At 65.3% G+C, this 16,390-nt stretch carries 14 protein-coding genes; 6 read left to right on the top strand and 8 right to left on the bottom strand.

The features are described 5' to 3' along the window. Window positions 1-72 precede the first annotated feature (72 nt). The gene (locus DCM79_RS22810) at window positions 73-888 is read left to right on the top strand and encodes a DUF2076 domain-containing protein (RefSeq protein ID WP_257176447.1); all 816 of its coding nucleotides are present in this window, start codon (window positions 73-75) and stop codon (window positions 886-888) included. Window positions 889-960: 72 nt separating this feature from the next. Here DCM79_RS22810 and DCM79_RS22805 read toward each other — a convergent pair whose 3' ends face one another. Next, a complete protein-coding gene (locus DCM79_RS22805) occupies window positions 961-1,806 on the bottom strand; it encodes a L,D-transpeptidase (protein ID WP_257176446.1) in 846 nt (281 codons plus the stop codon). 316 nt (window positions 1,807-2,122) lie between these two features. On the opposite strand from DCM79_RS22805, the gene DCM79_RS22800 reads away from it, so the two are divergent. Continuing rightward, the gene (locus DCM79_RS22800; protein WP_028134322.1) at window positions 2,123-2,908 is read left to right on the top strand and encodes a protein phosphatase CheZ; all 786 of its coding nucleotides are present in this window, start codon (window positions 2,123-2,125) and stop codon (window positions 2,906-2,908) included. Between the two features lie 189 nt (window positions 2,909-3,097). Here DCM79_RS22800 and DCM79_RS22795 read toward each other — a convergent pair whose 3' ends face one another. Beyond that, entirely contained in the window at window positions 3,098-3,619 is a 522-nt protein-coding gene (locus DCM79_RS22795) for a hypothetical protein (protein ID WP_028134321.1), read from the bottom strand. Between the two features lie 316 nt (window positions 3,620-3,935). Here DCM79_RS22795 and groES point away from each other — a divergent pair, with 316 nt between their 5' ends. From groES to DCM79_RS22780, 3 genes are all read left to right on the top strand, one after another. Next, a complete protein-coding gene (gene groES, locus DCM79_RS22790; protein ID WP_028134320.1) occupies window positions 3,936-4,232 on the top strand; it encodes a co-chaperone GroES in 297 nt (98 codons plus the stop codon). Window positions 4,233-4,379: 147 nt separating this feature from the next. Continuing rightward, the gene (gene groL / locus DCM79_RS22785) at window positions 4,380-6,011 is read left to right on the top strand and encodes a chaperonin GroEL (protein ID WP_028134319.1); all 1,632 of its coding nucleotides are present in this window, start codon (window positions 4,380-4,382) and stop codon (window positions 6,009-6,011) included. Window positions 6,012-6,152: 141 nt separating this feature from the next. After that, entirely contained in the window at window positions 6,153-7,376 is a 1,224-nt protein-coding gene (locus DCM79_RS22780; protein ID WP_257176445.1) for a hypothetical protein, read from the top strand. Window positions 7,377-7,518: 142 nt separating this feature from the next. Here DCM79_RS22780 and DCM79_RS22775 read toward each other — a convergent pair whose 3' ends face one another. Then, window positions 7,519-7,917 carry an META domain-containing protein gene (locus DCM79_RS22775; protein ID WP_257176444.1) on the bottom strand — a complete coding sequence of 133 codons (399 nt, stop codon included), beginning with the start codon at window positions 7,915-7,917 and terminating at the stop codon, window positions 7,519-7,521. 139 nt (window positions 7,918-8,056) lie between these two features. Next, window positions 8,057-9,721 carry an L-lactate permease gene (locus tag DCM79_RS22770; RefSeq protein WP_257176443.1) on the bottom strand — a complete coding sequence of 555 codons (1,665 nt, stop codon included), beginning with the start codon at window positions 9,719-9,721 and terminating at the stop codon, window positions 8,057-8,059. A 311-nt stretch (window positions 9,722-10,032) separates the two neighbouring features. Here DCM79_RS22770 and DCM79_RS22765 point away from each other — a divergent pair, with 311 nt between their 5' ends. Next, on the top strand, window positions 10,033-11,790 hold the full coding sequence (locus tag DCM79_RS22765; protein WP_257176442.1) for an ABC transporter ATP-binding protein/permease: 1,758 nt from the start codon (window positions 10,033-10,035) through the stop codon (window positions 11,788-11,790). Between the two features lie 166 nt (window positions 11,791-11,956). On the opposite strand, the gene DCM79_RS22760 is transcribed toward DCM79_RS22765, so the two are convergent. The 4 genes from DCM79_RS22760 to DCM79_RS22745 form a co-directional block, all read right to left on the bottom strand. Then, window positions 11,957-12,952, bottom strand: a complete 996-nt coding sequence (locus DCM79_RS22760; protein ID WP_257176441.1) for a TorF family putative porin — start codon at window positions 12,950-12,952, stop codon at window positions 11,957-11,959. A 384-nt stretch (window positions 12,953-13,336) separates the two neighbouring features. Then, the gene (locus DCM79_RS22755; RefSeq protein WP_257176440.1) at window positions 13,337-13,744 is read right to left on the bottom strand and encodes a hypothetical protein; all 408 of its coding nucleotides are present in this window, start codon (window positions 13,742-13,744) and stop codon (window positions 13,337-13,339) included. Between the two features lie 83 nt (window positions 13,745-13,827). Then, window positions 13,828-15,150, bottom strand: a complete 1,323-nt coding sequence (glcF, locus tag DCM79_RS22750; RefSeq protein ID WP_257176439.1) for a glycolate oxidase subunit GlcF — start codon at window positions 15,148-15,150, stop codon at window positions 13,828-13,830. Beyond that, window positions 15,147-16,385, bottom strand: coding sequence for an FAD-binding protein (locus DCM79_RS22745; protein WP_257176438.1), 1,239 nt, complete (start codon window positions 16,383-16,385; stop codon window positions 15,147-15,149). Before DCM79_RS22745 ends, glcF begins: the two co-directional genes overlap by 4 nt. Window positions 16,386-16,390 lie beyond the last annotated feature (5 nt).

The raw sequence follows: 16,390 nt of genomic DNA, 5'->3' as shown, positions 1-16,390 counted from the left end.
GGCCGGCACTGTTGGGGCCACAATGGAACCCTACATCTGGCTCGCGCTTGTTTTGCGCGAGGGAGACTGATCATGACGCCGCAGGAACGCCAGCTCGTCGACGACCTTTTCGACCGGCTCTCAAAGCTGGAAAATGCACCCCGCGATCCCGATGCGATCGCCGCGATCTCCGATGGCCTGCGCAAGGCGCCCGGCGCGATCTACGCGCTGGTGCAGACCACGCTGGTGCAGGACGAGGCATTGAAGCGCGCGAATGCCCGCATCCAGGAGCTGGAAGCGGCGCATGCGCCCGAGCAGGCACAGTCCGGCGGCTTCCTCGACACCATGCGTGACACGCTGTTCGGCGGCGGCCCCTCGCGCGGCTCGGTTCCGAACGTGCCGCCGCGCGACTCGCGGCCGGCGTGGAACACCGGACAGGCGATGCAGACCCAACCGGGCTACGGCGCGCCGCCTTACGGACAAGGTCCGGGGCAAGGTTACGGTGCCCCGCCCGTGGGCGGCGGTGGCGGCGGCTCGTTCCTGGGCACCGCCGCGGCGGCCGCAGCTGGCGTCGTTGGTGGCTCGCTTTTGCTCTCCAGCATCCGCGGCATGATGGGCGGCGGATCGCACCAGCAGGGCTTCGGCGACGGCAATTCGCTCGGCGACCGCAACGCCGGTGGAAGTCCTTGGGGCGGCAGCGACCAGTCCGGCGGATCGCTCTCGCGCGATGCCGGCCTCAACGACATCGGCTCGAACCGGGATTCCCGCCAGGGCTTCTTCGACCAGGCGTCGAACGACGACCGGAGCAATGACAACGACCGGAATTACGACAACGGCGGCGACAACATGGACATGGCCGACGACAGCGACTTCGGCGACGACGACGATGGCGGCAGCGACTACGCGTGACGTCGTCCGATAGCCGCACAAGCAAAAACGGCCGCCCGGGTGGCGGCCGTTTTCATTTCGCACCTCAGGCGATCACAACACCACGACCTTGGTGCCGACATTGACGCGGCCATAGAGGTCGATGACGTCCTCGTTGCGCATGCGGATGCAGCCGGAGGAGACGTTGGTGCCGATGGTCCAGGGCTCGTTGGAGCCGTGGATGCGGTAGAGCGTCGAGCCCAGATACATCGCGCGGGCGCCGAGCGGATTTTCCGGCCCGCCTTCCATGTGCCGGGGCAGATCTGGCCGGCGCGCCAGCATCTCGGCCGGCGGCGTCCAGTCCGGCCATTCGCGCTTGGCCGTGATCGACTTCACGCCCGACCAAGTGAAGCCGGGACGCCCGACGCCGATGCCGTAGCGCATCGCCCGGCCGTTGCCCTCGACGAGGTAGAGGAACTTGTTCGGGGTATCGACCACGATCGTGCCGGGACTTTCCTTGCCGCTATAGTCAACGAGTTGTTTCTCGAATTTCGGATCGAGCTGGCGCTGCCGCGGGTCGACCGCCTCCTGCTGGAGCGCACTTTGCTGATAACCCCCTGGCTGATATCCGCCCTGATATCCACCCTGCATCTGCGGCTCGCCCATCGGCGGCAGGCGGCGCTGATCGTAATAGGCCGGCTGCTGCTGATACACCGGCCGCTCCGGAGCGTAGGCCGGACCGCGGCCGGGACCGTCGCCGAACAGGAATTCGATGAACCCGCCGCCCATGTTCGAATTGGAGGCGACGCGCACCGGCGCCGGCGCCGGCGGCACCTGCCGCGCATAGAGCACCGCGGGCGGATCGTTCGGCACGCTGTTGTCGAAGGCGCTGGCGTCGTTCGCGCCGGCCATGAAGGTGCAGGCGCTGCCGAGCAGCGCGACAGACATTTTCTTGAACATCGACGTACTCTGTACTGTTTCGTCTAGATCACATGCGTCGTGGGAAGCCGGTGGCTGATCCGCGCCCTTCGACGTGGTCAATAAAAGGCAAAAGCCGTTTTGTTTGGTAAACGGAAGGCGCGTTTGGATTCACCACGTCGCGAGCGCAGCGGCAATTTGGCGATCAGCGTTTATTTTCGATGAACGCGGCGCAGCCATGGTTAATCGCTTCTTTGCAACGCGGCGCGCGACGCCGCACAACAGTTCCGGCTGTGAACTTCGTGTTAAATCGCTTCTGCCTACAAAGACGCGTGTGTGAGGTGGGGGGAGTATCCTGATGGCTGTTCACCGCAAACGTTTTCGCGTCGAGGATATCGCTGGTGGCGAGATGCCGATTTTGGACGTAACCGAAGAGGCAATCCCGATGCATAGCGAGATCATGGCCGAGCTACGCGCGATCCGCGCGCAGATGGCGAAGGGCGTCACGGCGGCCCCGCTGTCCGGCAGCGCGGCCATGGCGGCGATCGACGCCTCCACCGCCCACGAGCTTTCCGAGGCGCGCACGATGCTCGAGACCTATCGGGCCCAGATCGAGCAGTGCGAGAAGCTGAAGGTCGAGCTCGACCTCATCCACGACGCCATCGACCGCACCAAGCGCGAAATCGCGACCCTGCACGGCAAGAGCTTCGACGGCGGCGAGATGGCCAAGGTCAATGGCGAGCTCGGCGCGGTGGTCGGCGGCACCGAGCAGGCGACGCAGCAGATCCTCGAAGCCGCGGAATCGATCGACCAGGCCGCCAGCGCGATGTCCAAGGTGGACTCGATCGACCAGCAGAAGCGGCTCGCCGACGACATCCAGGAACGCGTCATCTCGATCTTCGAAGCCTGCAACTTCCAGGACCTGACCGGCCAGCGCATCAGCAAGGTCATGACCACGATGAAGTTCATCGAGCAGCACATCAATGCGATGATGGACATCTGGGGCGGCGTCGACGCGATCAAGTCCCACGTGCCGGCGCATGTGGACAATCGCAGCGAGGACGAAAAGCTTCTCAACGGCCCGAAGCTCAACGGCGACGTCGGTCACGCCTCGCAGGACGACATCGACGCGCTGTTCGACTGAACGGACGCGGACTACGGAAGAGCAAAACGCCGGCCCTGGGGCCGGCGTCTTTTTTTGCTTTTGGCCATACACTCCGCTGTCATCGTCCGCGAAGGCGGACGATCCAGTATTCCAGAGACAGCGAGGCTCGAGCCGAGAAGCCGCGGCGTACTGGATGCCCGCCTGCGCGGGCATGACAAAGTGAGGTGACTACGCCCTCGGTGCGCAGCGGACGTAGACCATGTTGCCGTAACGGGTGGCGGCGTCCTTGTCGATGAAGCGGGTGATCAGGACGCGGCCGTCGAAGGAGATGATTTCGCGGTCCTGGTCGCCCGGGGTCGGCCCCGCCGGTCCGATGTAGTTCTTGCCGCTCGGCGAGCCCTTCAGCCGCAGCTCCTGGGGAGTCGCCTGGTCGGCCAGATGCATGATCACGCCGCCGGAGGAACCAGCGGTGATCACGTAGGGATTCTTGCACTGGGCCCGGGCGGCCGCCTCGGTGCGGGCGCGGTCGGCCGGGTTCTGGAACGAGGCCAGACCCCAGCGGCCCACGATCTCGTCGGCGCGAATGGTCGCAGGCATTTCCGGGGCGACGCCCGGCTCCGCTTCGGGCGGCGGCGGGGACGACGAGAAGGACGGCAGGCTCAAACCGCCGCCACAGGCGCCCAGCAACAGCGCCAGACAAGAGGCGGCCGCCAGATTGGCAACCGCGCGCGCGTGAGCTGAACTGATCATGGCATTCCCCCGAGCAAGACCATGGCCGCACCCCTCCTGCAGCCAAGCGCAAAAAAGCTGCCGGAGCAATGACGTCCTTTGACAGGTCGGCGCCCCGAACAAGTTTCCAATGCCACCATCCTATATCCGCCTCACCAATCGCTTAACCACCTTTGCTTGACAGGATCGCGGCCAAGCCATATTTCCGAGCCCACTATTAGCACTCGGAAAGCCCGATTGCTAAGCGCGCCGTTCGATCTTCGGGATAGGGGATGGACGGAAGCGCCGCCGCACCCACTTCCACTACTTCCGAAGCGAGCCTCCAAAGGGAAACGTCATGGCTAAATCCAAATTTCGTCCGCTGCATGACCGTGTCGTGGTCAAACGTATCGACGCCGAGGAAAAGACCAAGGGCGGCATCATCATTCCGGACACCGCCAAGGAAAAGCCGTCCCAGGGCGAGGTCGTCGCCGTCGGCCCGGGCGGCCGCGACGAGACCGGCAAGCTGACCCCGATCGACCTCAAGGTCGGCGACCGCGTGCTGTTCGGCAAGTGGTCGGGCACCGAGGTCAAGATCGACAACGAAGAGCTCCTGATCATGAAGGAGTCGGACATCATGGGCGTGCTGGCCTAAGGCCATCCGCCTGAACAGCCGCTGAATGTCGTGCCCGGGTCAACGCGATCCGGGCATCCATCATTCCGCCGGGTTTGATCTCCGGATCCCGGAAGCGATGCGACGAACGAGCGGCCAGACACATCACGAAACACGAGGATTGCAGAAATGGCTGCCAAAGAGGTCAAGTTTTCCGGAGACGCGCGCGATCGCATGCTGCGCGGCGTCGACATTCTCGCCAACGCCGTCAAGGTGACGCTCGGCCCGAAGGGCCGCAACGTCGTCATCGAGAAGTCATTCGGCGCGCCCCGCATCACCAAGGACGGCGTCACCGTCGCCAAGGAGATCGAGCTCGAGGACAAGTTCGAGAACATGGGCGCCCAGATGGTGCGCGAGGTCGCTTCCAAGACCAACGACCTTGCCGGCGACGGCACCACCACCGCGACCGTGCTGGCCCAGGCCATCGTGCGCGAAGGCGCCAAGGCGGTTGCCGCCGGCATGAACCCGATGGACCTCAAGCGCGGCATCGACAGCGCCGTGGCGGCCGTCGTCAAGGACATCGAGAAACGCGCCAAGCCCGTCGCCGCCTCCTCCGAGGTCGCCCAGGTCGGCACCATCTCGGCCAACGGCGATGCCGCCATCGGCAAGATGATCGCCCAGGCGATGCAGAAGGTCGGCAATGAGGGCGTCATCACCGTCGAGGAGAACAAGTCGCTCGACACCGAAGTCGACATCGTCGAGGGCATGAAGTTCGACCGCGGCTATCTCAGCCCCTACTTCGTCACCAACCCCGAGAAGATGACCGCCGAGCTCGAGGACGCCTACATCCTCCTGCACGAGAAGAAGCTCTCGGGCCTGCAGGCCATGCTGCCGGTGCTGGAAGCGGTGGTGCAGTCGGGCAAGCCGCTCGTCATCATCGCGGAGGACGTCGAGGGCGAGGCGCTGGCCACCCTGGTCGTCAACCGTCTGCGCGGCGGCCTCAAGGTTGCCGCCGTCAAGGCGCCGGGCTTCGGCGACCGCCGCAAGGCCATGCTCGAGGATATCGCGATCCTGACCGGCGGCCAGCTGATCTCCGAAGACCTCGGCATGAAGCTCGAGAACGTCACGGTCAAGATGCTGGGCCGCGCCAAGAAGGTGGTGATCGACAAGGAGAACACCACCATCGTGAACGGCGCCGGCAAGAAGCCCGACATCGAGGCCCGCGTCGGCCAGATCAAGGCCCAGATCGAGGAGACCACCTCGGACTACGACCGCGAGAAGCTCCAGGAGCGCCTCGCCAAGCTCGCGGGCGGCGTCGCGGTGATCCGCGTCGGCGGCGCGACCGAGATCGAGGTCAAGGAGAAGAAGGACCGCGTCGAGGACGCCCTCAACGCCACCCGCGCCGCGGTGCAGGAAGGCATCGTCCCCGGCGGCGGCGTCGCGCTGCTCCGCGCCAAGAAGGCCGTCGGCCGCCTCTCCAACGACAATGACGACGTCCAGGCCGGCATCAACATCGTGCTGAAGGCGCTCGAAGCCCCGATCCGCCAGATCGCCGAGAATGCCGGTGTGGAAGGCTCGATCGTGGTCGGCAAGATCCTGGAGAACAAGTCCGAGACCTTCGGCTTCGACGCCCAGAACGAGGATTATGTCGACATGGTCGAGAAGGGCATCATCGATCCCGCCAAGGTGGTGCGCACCGCGCTGCAGGACGCCTCCTCCGTGGCCGGCCTGCTGGTGACCACCGAGGCCATGGTCGCCGAGACGCCGAAGAAGGAAGCCCCGCCCGCGATGCCCGCCGGCGGCGGCATGGGCGGCTTCTAACTCCGTCCTTCCATTACAGTGTTGTGAAGGCCGCCTCCGGGCGGCCTTCTTTTTTGCCGATCCTGCCTTCAGCTTTCCGATTCAACCGACGGCCAAAACCCACTACGGTGACGCGCCGATTCTTGATCAGGGATTTTCGCGATGCGCGCGCTTCCGGTTTGTCTGACGATTGTCCTGACGGCTCTGCTGGCGGCCCTGCTTGCGGCTGCGCCTGAGGTCGCTTCCGCCCAGATGAAGCTTTCGCCCAAGGCCACGGCGCCCGGCGGCGTGGAGACGCGCTATTTCACCTCCCTCGACGGGTTGATGGACGGCAATGCCGACGTGATCCTGAAGGAGACGCGCCAGGGCAAGACGGTCACCGCGGCCGTGCTCGACGTCTGTTACCCGATCGCGAAGAATTCCGACCGCAAGGACCGCTTCGTCGTCAATCTCCAGGTCGCGGGCCAGACGCTGACCGGAACCACGCAGAGCGTCAATGAGAAGGCGCCCGTCAGCGTCAAGCTGCTGCGCAAGCAGAGCGGAGACACCTTCGAGTTTCGCGGCCAGATCAGCATCGGCCAGGCGGTGACCGAGGTCACATCGCCCGACAATTCCGATCTCAGCGAGAGGGAATTCCTGGAGAACCAGACCTCCGACGACGGCATCACGCCGCAGCCGAAGGATTTCACCGACGTTTCGCCGGAGGCGATCGCGGTCAAGGTCAAGCTCGAGGCCGCGACCGACTTCCTGAAGAGCCTGAAGGGCCAGGAGGTCGAGGTGACGCTGGCCAGCCTCAATGTCGGCTGCGACGCGCTGCGCGCGGGCGAGCAGACCCTCAACATGTCGGTCGATCCCGAGCGCGCCGCCGCGCTGCTGGCGAAGTTCAAGGCGATGCCCGGCGTCACGGCCGCAGGCTGGACCGCCGGCATGACCGAGATGGACCGCACCATCCGCTTTCCCGCGGCCGACTGGCGCGAGGGCGACAGGATCAACCGCACCAAGCTGGCGGCGGCCGTCTCGAACGTCTTGAGCCGGACACTGGCGGCAAAGCCGGTCTCGCAGAGCTTCAACTCCGCCACGGGCAAGCTCATGCTGGTCTTCAAGCGGCCGAACCAGGATTTTCCGGCGCTCGAGCTGACCGACACGATCGAGGTCGCCGGGCTCGTTTCGCCGGACAAGCCGGGCACCACCGACAAGCTCATGCTCTGGATCGGCAGCCCCGCGACGACGACGGCCGACGAGAGCAGCGGGCCTAAGCTCAAGCTCTCCGATGATGCGAGCCTGGACGAGGAAGGCGATCTGCCCGACGACAACGGCTCGATCGAGGCGCTCGCCAAGGAGCTGAAGGGCCAGCGCTGGGACGCCGACCAGTCGGTGTGGAAGTAAGCGGCGCTATCGTGCCCCGGACGCAGCGCGAGCGCTGCGAGCCGGGGCCCAGAGTCCACGAGCGAAGTCACGGATGAAGAACTGGGTCCCGGCTCTGCGGCGCATCGCTTGCGCGACGCGCCTTGTCCGGGACACGAGAACTCTAATTCCCCGTCGTACGGAAGCGCAGCGGCTTGGGGCCGATCAGGGTCAGCACATCGCCTTGGCGCTTCCAGGTCTCTACGCTGGAGAGCGCTGCGACGAGCTCGTCGTCGGCCTGGGCTCTTGCCGGCGGGCAGGAGCGATCCTGGATCTGTCCGGGAACGAAGATCACGGTATTGCCGGCGACCGAGAACTGGCCCTTGCCGCCCTTGCACCAGAGCTCCAGCACGACCTCGCCGTGGTCGCCGATCTCGATGTTCGGAATCCGCTTGGAGCCCGCTTGCGGCAACGCTTCCAGCGTCATCTCGCTGCCGAACGGAAAACCGTCCTCGGCACGCGCGGGCGTGGACATCGCGAGCATGGCAACCGCCGCACACACCAACCGCCTGAACCCAACCATGAGACCTCTCGTCCGACCTGATTTGCCGCACCTTCTATAAGACGGCGGCGCCATTGAGAAGGTTCGTGCAATCCGGATGCAAAGATCCCCGCGAGGACGAACCTCGCGGGGATCTGCGTCGAAAGCCGGACGTGGCCGGCTACTTCAGGACCATCGCCGTGAACGGCCAGACATAGGCCTGCAACGTCACGAGCACGCCGACGAGGCACGCCAGCACGATCGAGTGCCAGAACACGAAGCGCAGGATGGTGCCCTCATGCCCGTACCAATTGGTCGCGGTGGAGGCGACCACGATCGACTGGGCGTCGATCATCTTGCCCATCACGCCGCCGGACGAGTTCGCCGCGCTCATCAGGATCGGCGACAGGCCGAGCTGCTCGGAGGTGATCTTCTGCAGGTTGCCGAACAGGATATTGGACGACGTATCCGATCCCGTCAGCGCCACGCCGAGCCAGCCGAGCAGCGTGCCGAAGAAGGGATAGAGCACGCCGGTGGCCGCGAAGGCGAGACCGAGCGTCGCGTCGACGCCCGACAGGCGCGTCAGCGTGCCGATCGCGAGCATCGCCGAGATCGTCACCAGCGAGATCGCGCAGAGCCGGATGGTCCGGCCGTATTCGGTCAGGAGCCGGCCGGGACCGACCCCCATCAGGACGCCGGAGATGATCGCCGCGATCAGCATGCCCGTGCCGGTGAAGGAGAGATAGGTGAAGGCGAACACCGCGCTCTCTTTGGTCGGCCCCGGCGCGACCGGCGGCATCTTGTTGATCATCTGATGCAGCTCGGGGACGGGATAGTTCCAGACGAAAATCGAATTCGCCCAGCCCTTGAAGGCGCCGTTGCCCCAGATCAGCATCACGATGCAGACGATGGCCCACGGCAACAGCGCGCTGAACAGCTCGCTCTGCGTCAGCGGCGTCCGGTCGAGCGGCTTTGCGGCCGCCATGGTCGCTGCCGATTCGTCGCGGCCGCGCAGCGCCGGCGACAGCCAGAGCTCCCTCGGCCGCCAGACCTTCAGGAACAGGATCAGCGCCCCCATCGAGATCAGCGATGCGCCGATATCGACGATCCACGGATTGATGTAGTTCGAGATCACGAATTGCGGGATTGCGAACGACACGCCGGTGACGAGGATCGCCGGCCAGACGTCCTTCATGCCCTTCCAGCCCGCGAACGCCCACACCACCCAGAACGGCACCAGCAGCGAGAAGAACGGCAATTGCCGTCCCACCATCGCGCCGAGGATGTAGGGATCGAGTCCGGTGACCGAGGCAAGGCCCTGGATCGGCGTGCCCAGCGCGCCATAGGCGACCGGCGCGGTATTGGCGATCAGGGACAGGCCGGAGGCCGCGAGCGGCGAGAAGCCGAGCCCGATCAGCACGGCGCCGGTGATCGCGACCGGCGTGCCGAAGCCGGAGGCGCCCTCGAAGAACGCCCCGAACGAGAACGCGATCAGCAGCAATTGCAGCCGCCGGTCCTCGGTGACGCCGCCGACCGCGCGCTTGAGCAATTCGAAGCGGCCGGTGCTCACCGTCACCTGGTAGAGGAAGATGACGTTGAGGACGATCCAGCCGATCGGGAAGAACCCGGTGACGATGCCCAGCACCGAGGCGCGGATCGACATGTTCGCCGGCATGGTGAAAACGAAGATCGTGATCAGGTTGGTCACGATCACGGCGATGATGGCCGCGATATGGGCCTGGACGCGGCCGCTCGCGATCAGCACCAGCAGCGTGACGACGGGCACTGCCGCCGCAATCGTCGACAGTACCGGGCTGTGCAATGGATCATAGATTTGATTCCACATGGTCTTCTCCCCACGCATGTTGCGACAGGCGGCCCGCGTGGAGAGCCGATCCTGCTTGATGTTCGAAGCGATACACCCGCGCTGGAGGCGAATGCCTCGCGAATGCAGCGGTTCCCGTCCGCTCACAAGGTCGCGAAATCCCCGAGCGCCTCTGGCCCGCGCCGTCGAAGGCCATGCTAGGGTTGCGGGGTGCGACAAGACAACGCAAATTGCAGAACCTGCGACTTTAGTCTAGGCGCGCCGCTTTCCGCCATGGTTTCAAGTCCTTGGCTCCGGCCATTTGTCCACATTCCCCGAGGAGACCCCGCTCTGTGAAGAACATCAGCGCCACGCTCGCGATCGTTTGGCGAATCGCCGCTCCCTATTTCCGGTCGGAGGACAAATGGGCCGGCCGCGGCCTGCTCGCCGTCATCGTCGCGATGGAGCTGGTGCTGGTCGCGATCAACGTGCTGCTCAATCAATGGCAGAACCGGTTTTACAGCGCGCTGCAGGCCTACGATCTGCCCGAGTTCGTCAAGGAGGTCTGGATCTTCCTGGGCCTTGCCTTCACCTTCGTCGCGCTGGCCGTCTACAAGCTCTACCTGAACCAATGGCTGCAGATCCGCTGGCGGCAATGGCTGACGCGACATTATCTCGGCGAATGGCTCGACGGCGCCACGCATTACCGCATGCAGCTCAAGGGCGACGCCGCCGACAACCCCGACCAGCGCATCACCGAGGACGTCAAGACCTTCGTCGAACAGACGCTGAGCATCGGCCTCGGCCTGTTGTCCTCCATCGTGACGCTGGCCTCGTTCATCGTCATCCTCTGGGGCCTGTCCTACAAGGCGCCCTTGTACATTTACGGCACCGACATCGTCGTCCCCGGTTTTCTGGTCTGGTGCGCGGTGGCCTACGCGATCGCGGGCACCGCGCTGACGCATTGGATCGGTGCCCCCCTCATCAACCTGAATTTCGAGCAGCAGCGCTTCGAGGCCGATTTTCGCTTCAACCTGATCCGCGTGCGCGAGAATTCCGAGCAGATCGCCCTGTTGAAGGGCGAGAACGCCGAGCGGGGGCGGCTGCTGCAACGCTTCGGCTTCGTCATCGGCAATTGGTACGAGATCATGAGCCGGACCAAGCGGCTGACCGCGTTCACGGCCAGCTACGGCCAGGCCGCGACGCTGTTTCCCTATGTGGTGGTGGCGCCTGCCTATTTCGCCAAGCGCATCCAGCTCGGCGACATGATGCAAACCGGCTCGGCGTTCGGCAGCGTGCAGGACGCGCTGTCGTTCTTCGTCACGGCCTACCGCTCGCTCGCCGAGTGGCGCGCCGTGATCGCCCGCCTCGACGGCTTCGAGATGTCGGTCAGCGCCGCCGCCCGCGGCGCGACGCTCGAACCGGCGATCGACGTCGTGCCATCGAGGGCCGAGGCCATCACGCTCGAGCAATTGCTCGTCAAACTGCCGAACGGCGCGCCTCTGGTCGCAGCCGGCGCCTTCACGATCCAGCCGTCGGAGCGCGTGCTGGTGACCGGCGCGTCTGGCTCCGGCAAATCGACATTGTTCCGGGCCATGGCCGGCATCTGGCCGTTCGGCACCGGCACGATCGCGATCCCTGAGAAGGCGAAGCTGATGATGCTGCCGCAGCGGCCGTATTTCCCGATCGGCCCGCTCGGCGACGCCGTCATCTACCCGGCCGAGCGTGGCTCGATCCCGCCCGAGAAGATCCGCGATGCCCTGGTTGCGGTCGGCATGCCGCGCCTGGCGGACCGGCTCGACGAGGACGCGCACTGGAACCGGACATTGTCGCTGGGCGAGCAGCAGCGCCTCGGCCTTGCCCGCGCGTTGCTGCACGTGCCCGATTATCTCTTCCTCGACGAGGCGACCGCATCGCTGGACGAGCCGTCCGAGGACCGGCTCTACCGGCTGCTGACGGAGAAGCTGCCACAGGCCACCATCGTCTCGATCGGCCACCGCTCGACGCTGGACGCCTTCCATACCCGCAAGGTGGCGCTGGTGCCGGACGGCGATATCCACGTGCTCGGGACGCGCGGCCAGGCGGCGCCGGAGCCGACCACGGCGCGCTGAGGGCCGGCCGGAAAGGGAGCAGCTCGCTCCGGCGTCCGTCGTTGCGAGCGGACCCCGGCAGCCTCCGGCGCCCCTCGCGTTTGGCGCCTCGCGTTGTCTCAGGCCCTCAAAGCAAAAGGGCGGCAGGTTGCCCTGCCGCCCTCGCTAAGTCGTTCCGGGAAGAAACTTACTTCAGGTTGGTCATCGCCGTCAGGTCGAACGAGAGCTTGGCAATGCCGGTCGCGCCGCACCACTTGGAGCCGACGCCGGTCGGATTGATCGGGGTCACGTTGGTCGTGCCGCCGGCGGTGAAGTCGCTGGTGAAGGCGTTACAGTCACCCTTGCTCAAGTCGGTGTCGGAGTAACGCAGGTCCAGCGTCATCACCTTGTAAGTGAAGCCGACACCGATGTTCCAGGTGTTGTAGTCGGCGTACTTGATGCCGTTCGGGAAGGCCGGGACGCCGTAGAAGCTGTCGGAGGTGCCGAACCACTGACGGCCGAATTCGCCCGACACATACATGCCGACACCGCTCGCACCGAAGGTCGCGCTCGGCGCCGTCCACTTGCCCGTGATCGAGGTGTAGTTGCCCCAGGCGCCGGTGTTGAGGAAGTTCGGCGAGTAGTACTCGTTGATGCCGAACGCCCAATTGTCGTTCACCGTGTAGAGCATCTTGCCGTAGACTTCGAAGAAGCTGACGTCCCTCTTCATCACGTTGCCATTCGGCAAGGCGTTCGCGGCGCACTCGGCGCCGTGGAAGACTCCGATATTATCAACGCCGGTGCCACCGTAATAGCAGGTCCCGCCGGGATAGAGGTAACCCCAGACGCCGATGTCGAAGGCGAAGGCGCCGAAGGTCGGGCGGATACCGCCGTAGATGTCGATTTCGGCCGCGGCGCGGTTCGGGAAGGAGATGCTCTCACCGGCAACGCCGATATAGAGCTGGAGGTCCTTGGTGACGTTGTAGCGCGGCTCGAAATACGCGGCGACCGACGGCTTGTTGTTCGACTGCGTGATACCGCGGAAGACGTAGTTGCTCATGATCGCGCCGCCGAAGGCGATATCCCACGGATCGAAGGCCGGCGGCGGCGGGGCCCTCAGCGCCTTCACGTGCATGTCCGCCGCGAAAGCCGAACCCGTCGTCACCAATGCCAGCGCCGTTGCTAACAAAGCCACTTTCTTCATTTCGATCCCCATCGCCAGTTCTACGCAGTCGGATCCCGGAAGCCCCCCGGCGAACGACCTGTGTGCAAAATCACGTTACTGCGACAATCTGGATGGTGGGACGGGGCCCGTGAAGCAAAAATCACGGGCATCTGCCGCCTTTTTGGGCGTTTTGACGATTCCACGAAAGGTTGTCGGCCTGTGTGTCTTCTTGATCACATCATTTGCATTGCAAGGTGCACCGAGCAGCCCGTGCAAGTACGGAGAAGGCGGCCAGCGTGACAATCCGGCTACGAATCAGCCGCCCCAGAGGAGAACGCCTTGCCGGAGATGCTGGTCGCGATGCAAAAAGGCCGCAGCGTCACCGCAGCGGCCTTCATTGGCAGCACTTGTCCGGATCGTGCTCTAGCGTTGCTCCTCGGCCGGCGCCGCTTCCGCAGAAGACGAAGGCATCGCCCAACTCGTCTCCGCTGCCGGCTCGGGAGCCGGAGCGGCCGGCGGTGCTGACGGCTTCGGCGCGGGAGCTGCCTTCGCCTTCTTCGGTGCCGCTTTCTTCGCGGCTTTCTTCGGTGCAGCCTTCTTGGCGGCCTTCTTCACAGCCTTCTTGGCCGACGTCTTCGCAGCCTTCTTCCCGGCCTTCCTGGGAGCGGCCTTCTTCGATTTCTTGGCAGATTTCTTGGTAGACTTCTTGGTAGACTTCTTGGCCGACTTCTTCGCGGACTTCTTGGTTGCCTTCCTGGCGGACTTCTTCGCCGCTACAACCTTCTTGGCCTTTTTGGCCTTCTTGCTTTTCTTCTTCTTCGCTTTCGCCATCGTGGTCCTCCTGTTGCCGCCGAACAATGGTGATCGGGCGTCTTCAGTCGTCACCTCGGGAGGAAAGTTCAGGCTCTGAAAGCTCAAACTGACGCGTTCAGTGCCGGCCGCGACCCGCCCGTCGCCCAATCGAGAAGCTCAATCGTGTGTACGACCGGAACTGACGTGCCACTGGCAATCTGCACCATGCAGCCGATATTGCCCGCGGCAATCATGTCCGGCTTGATGCTCGCGATGTTGGCGACCTTGCGATCGCGCAACCGGCCCGCAAGCTCGGGTTGGAGAATGTTGTAAGTCCCCGCCGAACCGCAACACAAATGGCTCTCCGGCACATCTTTCACCACGAATCCATTCTTGGAAAGCAATTCTTTCGGAAGGGCCGTGATTTTCTGCCCGTGCTGCAACGAACATGCGGAGTGATAGGCGACGACGATGTTGTCCTGGCGCGCAGTCGGTTCGAGTCCGAGGCCGGCAATATATTCGGTGATGTCCTTGGCGAGCGCAGACACCTTCGCCGCATCGGCAGCGAACGCCTTGTCTTCCCGCAGCAGATAGCCGTAGTCCTTGATCACGGTGCCGCAGCCGGAGGCCGTCACCAGGATGGCGTCGAGTCCCTCGCCTGCCGCTTCCTTCTGCCAGGCAGTGACATTGGCGCGGGCGCGGGCCAAGGCGTCGCGGTCGTCGCCGAGATGATGGGTCAGCGCCCCGCAACACTGCTCGTCCTTGACAAGGACGACCTCGATGCCGTGACGGGTGAGCAGGCTGATGGCGGCCTGGTTGATGCGCGGCGCCAGCACCTGCTGCGCGCAGCCCTGCAGCAGCGCGACGCGGCCGCGCTTCTTGCCGAGCGCGGCGAACACGCTGCCCGGCAGAGGTCCCGGTGACGGCAGCCGGTGCGGGGCCAGCGCCAGCATCGCCTTGAGGCGCTGGACCAAGCCGGGCGTGGCCGAGGGGCGCGGCGTCGGCAGGAACACGGCCAGCGGACGGGCCAGCCGTGCCAGCACCATGCTGATGCGAAATCGCTGCGGGTCCGGCAGGACGAAGGCCAGCACCCGGCGCAGCAGCCGCTCAGTCAGGGGCCGCTGATAGCGCTGCTCGATCCTGACCCGGGCCTGGTCGACGAGGTGCATGTAGTTCACGCCGGAGGGGCAGGTCGTCATGCAGGCCAGACACGACAGGCAGCGGTCGACGTGCTTGACCACCTCCGCGGTCGGCGCCTGGTCCTTCTCCAGCATCTCCTTGATCAGATAGATGCGCCCGCGCGGACTATCGAGCTCGTCACCGAGCAGCACATAGGTCGGACAGGTTGCCGTGCAGAAGCCGCAATGGACGCAGGCGCGCAGGATCTTGTCGGCTTCGGCGATGTCGGGGTCGGCGAGCTGCGCCAGGGAAAATTCGGTCTTCATTCGGCAGCGCTCCGCGTGAGCCGTCCCCGGTTCAGGATGGTCTTCGGATCGAAGCTGGCGCGGACCCGCTCGCTCAGGGCGGCGATGCCTGATGCCTGCGGATGGAACACGTCGACATTGCGCCTGATCTCCTCGGCCGCCCGGATCAGCGTGGCGTGCCCGCCGAGCGCGTTGGCACGCGCGCGCACCGCCGGGCCGTGTGCGTCGTCCTTCGGCGGCAGCGCCGCCCAGATCAGGCCGCCGCCCCAATCGTAGATCACCTCGCCGCCGGTCTCGCGCGCCAATTGCGTGCCAAGCGCGGCACCCGAGGCGGGCGGGCAGACGATCCGCCACACCGGCCAGGCGCCGAGCGCGCCGCTAGCCGCGAACGGCAGCACGTCGCGGATCGTGGTCCACAGCGCCGCGGAAGCGACGTCCTCGATCAGCGTCGCGGTTCCAAACGGCGCCAGCAATTCGCGCAGCGAACCGGCGCGGTGGGCGGCGGAGGCGGTGATGCCCTCCAGCCGCAGCAGGGTCAGCGCCTCGCCCTCGCCGGCGAGATCGCCGAGCCCGTCGGCCTTGGCGCGGAACGCCTGAGACGGCAGATGCGCGGCGGCGGAGACGTCGAAGGGCGAGCCGAGCGCCGCGGTCATGGCCTTGTTCGCCGTGGCATCGTCGAGGCCGCGGAACAACAGCGTCCGCTCCGCCTCGGGTTTCGGCATCACCTTCAGCGTGACCTCGGTCATGACCGACAGCGTGCCCCAGGATCCCGCCAGCAGCTTGCAGAGGTCGTAGCCGGTGACGTTCTTCACCACCTTGCCGCCGGTCTTGAAGCTGTCGCCGAAGCCGGAGACGGCGTGCGCCCCGAGCAGGTGATCACGCGCCCCGCCGGCCCTGATGCGGCGCGGACCGGCGAGCCCGGCCGCGATCATGCCGCCGATGGTGCCGCCTGGGGGCGTGCCGAGCAGCGGGGCGGTATCCATCGGCTCGAAGGCGAATTGCTGGTTCTTGGCGTCGATCAGCGCCAGCACGTCGGCGAGCGGCGCGCCGGCCTGAAGCGTGATGATGAGCTCGTTGGGCTCGTAGGAGGTGACGGCATTCAGCGCGGAGACGTCGAGCACCGCATTGGTCGTCATCGCATGACCGATGTTGCGCTTGCTGCCATGACCGACGATCTCGAGCGGCTGCTCGTTCGCGATCGCCGCGCGCACGACTTCTTCGACGTCTTTGGCGTCTCTGACTTTGAGCGTATCCACGGGAA

Source organism: Bradyrhizobium sp. WBOS07 (assembly GCF_024585165.1).
Lineage (GTDB): Bacteria > Pseudomonadota > Alphaproteobacteria > Rhizobiales > Xanthobacteraceae > Bradyrhizobium > Bradyrhizobium japonicum_B.
This window is presented reverse-complemented; position numbering and strand designations above follow the sequence as displayed.